The organism is Bradyrhizobium sp. (genome assembly GCF_049691595.1).
GTDB lineage: Bacteria > Pseudomonadota > Alphaproteobacteria > Rhizobiales > Xanthobacteraceae > Bradyrhizobium.
Window position 1 is genome coordinate 1 of the sequence record NZ_JBAVNZ010000437.1, and the last position, 6,750, is coordinate 6,750.

The window sequence follows — 6,750 nt, forward strand, 5'->3', positions numbered from 1 at the left end:
GCGCTGCGCCGCGTCCGGGACACGATCCTGACACTTACGCCGCCGGCACCGGCAGCGCGGTGACCGACTTGATCTTCTCCATCGCGAAGCGCGAGGTGACGTTCTTCAGCGGCACGGCGCCGATCAGCTTCTTGTAGAACACGTCATAGCTCGCCATGTCGGCGACAACGACGCGCAGCATGTAGTCGACGTCGCCGGCCATCCGGTAAAACTCCATCACCTCGGGCATGGCGCTGACGGCGGCGGCGAAGGTCTTGAGCCAGGCTTCCGAGTGATCGGCGCTCTCCACCGAGACGAACACGGAAATGCCCAGTCCGATCTTGTTCTGGTCGACCAGCGCGACCCGTCGCAGGATCACCCCGTCGGCCTCCAGCCGCTGGATTCGCTTCCAGCACGGCGTCGAAGACAGTCCGACCCGGTCGCCGATCTCGGCCACCGACAGCGAAGCGTCTTCCTGCAGCACGGTCAGGATTTTGCGATCGATCGCGTCGAGGCGGCGGTTGGCCTCATGAAGCTGAACGGCGGCGTCGGACATGAGAAGAATGTTCCATATCTTGGGATCATATCCCTCATATATAGAAAAATCTTCTAAAGCAAGCCGGGCCTGGCGGACTAGGCCGGGTGCACTCCCTGGCCCTGGTTCAAAAGCTGTTCAACTTCAGTACGTTGCGGGGCGGCCAACGCGCCGCCAAACCGGGTGCATTTGAGCGCCGCGGCTGCGGACGCGAACCGCAGCGCCGCGCGGAGCTCCTGCTTTTCGGTGATGGCGAGCGCGAACGCGCCGTGGAACACGTCGCCGGCGCCCAGCGTGTCGAGGGTATGGACCGGGAAAGCAGGGGTCTGCTGCAGGTTCTGGTGTTGGTCCAGCCAGATCGTCCCCCGCGCGCCGCGCGTTCCTGCCAGGAATGACGACGTCAGTCTGGCGATTTTTTTCAGCGCCGCGCCGTCGTCGGTGACGTCGGCCGTCTCCTGCAGCGGTTCGCTCGAGAACACCAGATGCGAAGACGCCGTGAGCAATCCCTCCCGCAACGACATCGCGCGATCGACGTCGACGATGACCGGGATGCCGCGCCGGCGGGCCTCGGCGCAAAGATCCGTGCAGAATTCCGCGCAGCGGCTCTCGGTCAGGATCGCCGCGCAATCCTCAAGCAGCGTCCCGATGGCGGGCAGGCGGACTTTCCACAGCTCCGGATCGCGGAACGTCACGATGGTGCGCTCGCCGCTCGGGTCGAGCATGATGGCGGAGATCGGGGTCACCAGGCCCGGCATCTGCACGAGATGCCTGGTGTCGATGCCCTCCCGCGCGAGCATGTCGAAGATATAGCGGCTCGATGTCTCCCGCGCGTCACCCATCGGTCCGCAGACGGCGGCGCGGCCGCCGAGCCGGACGATGCTGATCGCGGCATTGAGCGCGTTGCCGCCGCAGATCTCCTCGAAATGGCTGGCGTTCTCCTTGGAACCGCGGGCGGGAATGCCCGATACCCGAAATGTCAGGTCGCGCACCGGCATTCCGATGCACAGGATGCGCGGAGGATTTTTTGGCGCGGCAACCTGATCGTTCATGCGGGGATCCGTCATTCCGGTTCCACGTTCTGCCGGAACCCTGGTCCAAAATCCAGTAGCACAAGATCAGTCGCTCGCCATGCGCTCAGCTCGTCGCGTCATGGACCCAGCGCCCCAGCAAATGATGCGCGATCGCGAACGGATGCGGACCCGCAAGACCATCGGGATGTTGCCGCTTGATCATCAGCGTTGCTTCTGCCCTGTCGAACCAGCGCGCATCCTCGAGCTCCGCGCGATCGACGATGATATCTTCGTTGGTGGCACGGGCAGTGCATCCGATCATCAGGGATGATGGATAGGGCCAGGGTTGGGTCATGTAATAATTCACGTCGGTGCAGCGGATGCCCGACTCCTCGAAGATCTCGCGCCGCACCGCATCCTCGATGGTCTCCGCGGCTTCGACGAACCCCGCGAGGCACGAGTACATCCCCGGCAAGAATTGCTTCTGCCGGCCGAGCAGGCACTTGTTGCCCGACGTCACCAGCATGATCACGACGGGATCGGTGCGCGGAAAATGCTCGGCCTTGCAGCTCGGGCATTCGCGCTTCCAGCCGCCGTCCTTCATCGCCGTGCGCGTGCCGCAATTGGCGCAGAAGCCGTGGCGCTGATGCCAGTTCACCATCGATTTCGCCATCGCGATCGCCGAGAGCTGCTCCGGCGGCACCGCGCCCTGCATCGCCATGCCGCGCAGCTCGGTGACGGCGACATCCGCGCGGCCCAGCAGCTTTTCCGCCGCCGCCGCCGCGATGCCCATGCCGAACACCGGCGCGCCGTCGCGCAACCCCAGGAAGATCGTGCCGGGGTTGGCGCCGAATTTCAGCGCCTCGTCGACGCTCAGGAGCGCGCGCGGGCCGCCTGCCTCCTGCATCACCACCAGCGAGTCGCGATACACCACATAGGCGCGGGCATCGCGGTGGCTCTCGAGCGCGAACAGTTTCTCGTCATTGGTGCGCAGATGCGCGGCGCGGTCGAGCACGTTGGTGACGAAAGCCGGCTGCCCCAGCGGAAACTTGTCGAATGCGGACATGTATTCAACCCAGCCAAATCTTGCGGCGAAGCGCGCTGATGAAATTCTGCACTTCCCCGGCGTCGTGTGCCAGCGGCGGCATCACGCCCCAGACCGGGCGCGGCCAGGCGGCGTCATTGGTGCGGCGCGCGATGACATGGATGTGGAGTTGCGGCACCAGATTGCCGAGGGCTGCGATATTCAACTTGTCGCACCGGGTGACCTCCTTGAGGGCACGGGCGACACGGGAAATCTCGGTCATGAGCTGGGACTGCTCGACCTCGTCGAGGTCGATGATTTCGACCGCGCCGTCCCGGCGCGGCACCAGCAACAACCAGGGGTAATGCGCGTCCTTGATGACCAGCACCCTGCACAGCGGCAGGTCGCCGATGTCGATGGTGTCTTTCTTGAGCTGTGAGTGCAGCGACCAGGCGGGAGCGTCAGAAGGCATGTGGGTTCCAGCTGCATCCATCGTTTTTCGCGATGGCTTCGGTGTGAAGCGGCCTGAAATGGACACCGCTCGCAACCTCATATCAAGGCGTCATCATCCGCGAAAGCGGATGATCCAGTATTCCGCGGCGGGGGGATGATCGATGGCGACGCCACGGGCTGCTGGATACCCCCGCTTTCGCGGGGTATGACGAGACCGGAGCCGCTTGCTTTCCGACCCTTTTGGCCCCAAATAAGGGCCGGGAGATTGGCGGTGGACGAGCCACTCGCCAACCGGGTCAGGTCCGGAAGGAAGCAGCCCTAACGAGGTCCGGATCGGGTCGCTCGTCAGTCTCCCACCTGTTTTTCGAGCGAATCGCGCCGGACGCGGCGAGCCCCGCGTTTGACAATCGATTCCGCTCCTTTCCGCAAGCCGGCCTTGAGAGACAACCAATTGCGGATCGACCGATGAACGACGCTGGCGCTCCCCCCGACAAGCCCGACAGCACCGATCAGGGCGGTTTCGATCTCGGCGGTCCACCCGACGCCGCAAAACCCTATCGCGTGCTGGCGCGCAAATACCGCCCCTCCAGTTTCAGCGACCTGATCGGGCAGGAGGCCATGGTCCGCACCGTGTCGAACGCGTTCGAGACCGGGCGGATCCCGCAGGCATGGATTCTGACCGGGGTGCGCGGCGTCGGCAAGACCACCACGGCGCGGATTCTCGCCCGCGCGCTGAACTACGAAATGCCGGACGGCTCGGTGAAGGGACCAAGCATCCAGATGCCGGTGCTCGGCGTGCATTGTCAGGCGATCATGGAAAGCCGGCACATGGACGTGCTGGAGATGGACGCCGCCTCGCACACCGGCGTCGACGACGTGCGCCAGATCAATGACAGCGTGCGCTATGCGCCGGCCAGCGCCCGCTACAAGGTCTACATCATCGATGAAGTCCACATGCTCTCGACCGCGGCCTTCAACGCGTTCCTGAAGACGCTGGAGGAGCCGCCGGAACACGCCAAATTCGTCTTCGCCACCACCGAAATCCGTAAAGTGCCGGTCACGGTGCTGTCGCGCTGCCAGCGTTTCGACCTGCGCCGGGTCGAGGCCGACGTGCTGATGAAGCATCTTTCCGGCATCGCAGCAAAAGAAGGCGTCGAGGTCGAGCCCGAGGCGCTCGGCATCATCGCCCGCGCGGCCGAAGGCTCGGTGCGCGATTCACTGTCGCTGTTCGATCAGGCGATCGCGCATGCCGCGGGCGCCGTGCGCGCCGATGCGGTGCGGCAAATGCTTGGCCTTGCCGATCGCACCCGGGTGATCGATCTGTTTGAGCAACTCGCACGCGGCGATATCGCCAGCGCTTTCGCCGAATTTCGCGCGCAATATGACGTCGGTGCCGACCCGATCGTGGTGCTGTCGGATCTGGCCGAATTCGTCAATTTCGTCACCCGCGTCAAGGTCGTGCCGGCCACCGCCGACAACGTCGCGTTCGGCGAGACCGAGCGGGTGCGCGCGCGCGAATTCGCCTCGAGACTTTCGATGCGGGTGTTGTCGCGGATGTGGCAGATGCTGCTCAAGGGCATCACCGAGGTGCAGACCGCGACGCGGCCGGCCGCGGCCGCCGAAATGGTGCTGGTACGGATCGCCTATGTCGCCGACATGCCGACTCCGGATGAAGCGATCCGGATGCTCGAGCAGAATGGCGGCGCGTCGCCGGTGGTATCAGGCAGCGCGGCACCACCGCGGGCTGCGCCGGCTTCGACCGTGTCTTCCATGCCGCAGGCGCGGGCATCCGCCATGCCGCGAAGCGGCGCCGAGGCATCCGCACGCCCGCAAGTCGTTGCGCAGGCGGCGGATCCGCAATCCGCGCCGGCGCTGCGGATCACGAGCTTTCCGCAGCTCGTCGCGCTCGCCGGTGAGAAGCGCGATCTCCTCACCAAGGGTGCGCTCGAATCCGACGTGCGCCTGGTCCGCATCGAGGATGGGCGGCTCGAACTGGCGCTGGAGCGCCACGCCGCGCGCACGCTGATCAACGACCTTTCGCGCAAGCTCGAGCAATGGACCGGGCGGCGCTGGACCGTGATCGTTTCCAACGAGGCCGGCCAGCCGACCTTGCGCTCGCAAAGCGAACTGGTGAAGAATGCGCGTGAACGCGCCGCCGAGGCCGATCCGCGCGTGCAGGAGGTGCTGGCGCGCTTTCCCGGCGCCAAGGTCGTCGAGGTGCGCAAGCTTGCCCCCGAGCCGCCGGATTCCGATGCCATCGACGATCCATCCGAGAGTTCCGACAGCGACGATTGATCGACATACCAGAGGACGCACCAATGCCTGATTTTCTCGGCATGATGAAGCAGGCAGCCCAGCTGCAATCCAAGATGCAGGCGATGCAGGATGAGCTCGGCAACGTCGAGGTCGAGGGCATTTCCGGCGGCGGACTTGTCGCGGTGCGCATGACCGCGAAGATGGAAGTGAAGGCGGTGAAGATCGATCCGTCGCTGATGAAGGCGGACGAGCGCGAAATTCTGGAAGATTTGCTGGTGACCGCGCATAACGACGCGCGGCGCAAGGCCGAAGCCGCGATGCAGGAAAAGATGCAGGCGCTGACCGGCGGGCTCGGCCTGCCGCCGGGACTTGGTCTCACCTGAAATGGCCGCTGCGGTTGCCGGTCCCGAAATCGAACGCCTGATCCAGCTCCTGGCACGGCTGCCGGGCCTCGGCCCGCGCTCGGCGCGGCGCGCCGCGCTGCATTTGATCAAGAAGCGCGAGGCGCTGATGACGCCGCTCGCCGGCGCGTTGCAGGTCGCGATCGACAAAATCCAGGTCTGCAAGACCTGCGGCAATATCGACACCCAAAATCCCTGCACCGTGTGCACCGATCCGCGCCGCGATCCCGCGATCATCGTCGTGGTCGCCGACGTCGCCGATCTCTGGGCGCTGGAGCGGGCGAACGCGACCAACGGCCGCTATCACGTGCTCGGCGCGACGCTGTCGCCGCTCGACGGCGTAGGTCCCCAGGATCTCACCATCGACGCGCTGGTGGCGCGCGCGCACGATTCGAAGGTGAGCGAGATCATTCTGGCGCTGAATGCAACGGTTGATGGCCAGACCACGGCGCACTACATCACCGATCTCCTGCAGGAGGCGAATGTCAGGGTGACGCGGCTGGCCCATGGCGTGCCGGTCGGCGGCGAGCTTGATTATCTCGACGAAGGTACGTTATCCGCGGCGATGCGGCAGCGAACGCTGTTCTGATCAACATCAACGGAAATCATCGACATGATGAAACGACGATTCGGCAGACGCCTGTGCTGTGCGGCCATCATGGCGGCGGCTTTCACGGCGGCTTCTGCCTCAGCCCAGCAGGCCGGACCGGCGCCGAAGGCCGGCAAGCTGATAAACGCCGGTGACGTGCTGTCGGGGGAGCTCAATGCCGTGCGCGGCCGCGGTGGCAAGAGGGACAAACGCATTGCGTCCTATCAGATCAAGAGCGAGCCACGCCGGCTGCCACCGCCGAACGGCCTTTGCAATCTGGAGACCGGACCGGAAACCTTCCAGCTCATCACCACCAGCGACGCGCAGGCCGCGCAGTTAAAGAATTTTATCGGCAAGGAAATCTCGGTGAAGGTCGACGAAGTTGCCTGCGCCGTCGCTGCCGGCCAGATGAGCGAAGCCGTGGTGACGAAGTGGAGTGTGGTGACGCGGCATTAAACCTTCACCGGTCCCAGCGCTTCAAAATGCCCGCGCCGCTGCAGCCA

The 6,750-nt window shown here is 64.9% G+C and carries 8 protein-coding genes and 1 other RNA gene; 5 read left to right on the forward strand and 4 right to left on the reverse strand.

Annotation, left to right across the window (positions count from 1 at the left end; all coding sequences use genetic code 11):
- Nucleotides 1-34 precede the first annotated feature (34 nt).
- From WCE35_RS18525 to WCE35_RS18540, 4 genes are all read right to left on the reverse strand, one after another.
- Nucleotides 35-535: an Lrp/AsnC family transcriptional regulator gene (locus WCE35_RS18525; protein WP_424594783.1), complete on the reverse strand. Its 501-nt coding sequence runs from the start codon at nt 533-535 to the stop codon at nt 35-37.
- A 77-nt stretch (nt 536-612) separates the two neighbouring features.
- Nucleotides 613-1,563, reverse strand: coding sequence for a sugar kinase (locus WCE35_RS18530; RefSeq protein ID WP_424594784.1), 951 nt, complete (start codon nt 1,561-1,563; stop codon nt 613-615).
- A gap of 85 nt (nt 1,564-1,648) precedes the next feature.
- A complete protein-coding gene (gene nudC, locus WCE35_RS18535) occupies nt 1,649-2,590 on the reverse strand; it encodes an NAD(+) diphosphatase (protein WP_424594785.1) in 942 nt (313 codons plus the stop codon).
- Between the two features lie 4 nt (nt 2,591-2,594).
- The gene (locus WCE35_RS18540; protein WP_424594786.1) at nt 2,595-3,020 is read right to left on the reverse strand and encodes an HIT domain-containing protein; all 426 of its coding nucleotides are present in this window, start codon (nt 3,018-3,020) and stop codon (nt 2,595-2,597) included.
- 244 nt (nt 3,021-3,264) lie between these two features.
- On the opposite strand from WCE35_RS18540, the gene ffs reads away from it, so the two are divergent.
- The 5 genes from ffs to WCE35_RS18565 all read left to right on the forward strand — a co-directional run bounded on the left by ffs (nt 3,265) and on the right by WCE35_RS18565 (nt 6,703).
- An RNA gene (ffs, locus tag WCE35_RS18545) (signal recognition particle sRNA small type) lies at nt 3,265-3,355 on the forward strand.
- A gap of 111 nt (nt 3,356-3,466) precedes the next feature.
- Nucleotides 3,467-5,296: a DNA polymerase III subunit gamma/tau gene (locus WCE35_RS18550; RefSeq protein ID WP_424594787.1), complete on the forward strand. Its 1,830-nt coding sequence runs from the start codon at nt 3,467-3,469 to the stop codon at nt 5,294-5,296.
- 23 nt (nt 5,297-5,319) lie between these two features.
- On the forward strand, nt 5,320-5,640 hold the full coding sequence (locus tag WCE35_RS18555) for a YbaB/EbfC family nucleoid-associated protein (protein WP_424594788.1): 321 nt from the start codon (nt 5,320-5,322) through the stop codon (nt 5,638-5,640).
- 1 nt (nt 5,641) lies between these two features.
- Entirely contained in the window at nt 5,642-6,247 is a 606-nt protein-coding gene (gene recR / locus WCE35_RS18560) for a recombination mediator RecR (protein ID WP_424594789.1), read from the forward strand.
- A gap of 27 nt (nt 6,248-6,274) precedes the next feature.
- Nucleotides 6,275-6,703, forward strand: coding sequence for a hypothetical protein (locus WCE35_RS18565; RefSeq protein WP_424594790.1), 429 nt, complete (start codon nt 6,275-6,277; stop codon nt 6,701-6,703).
- Nucleotides 6,704-6,750 lie beyond the last annotated feature (47 nt).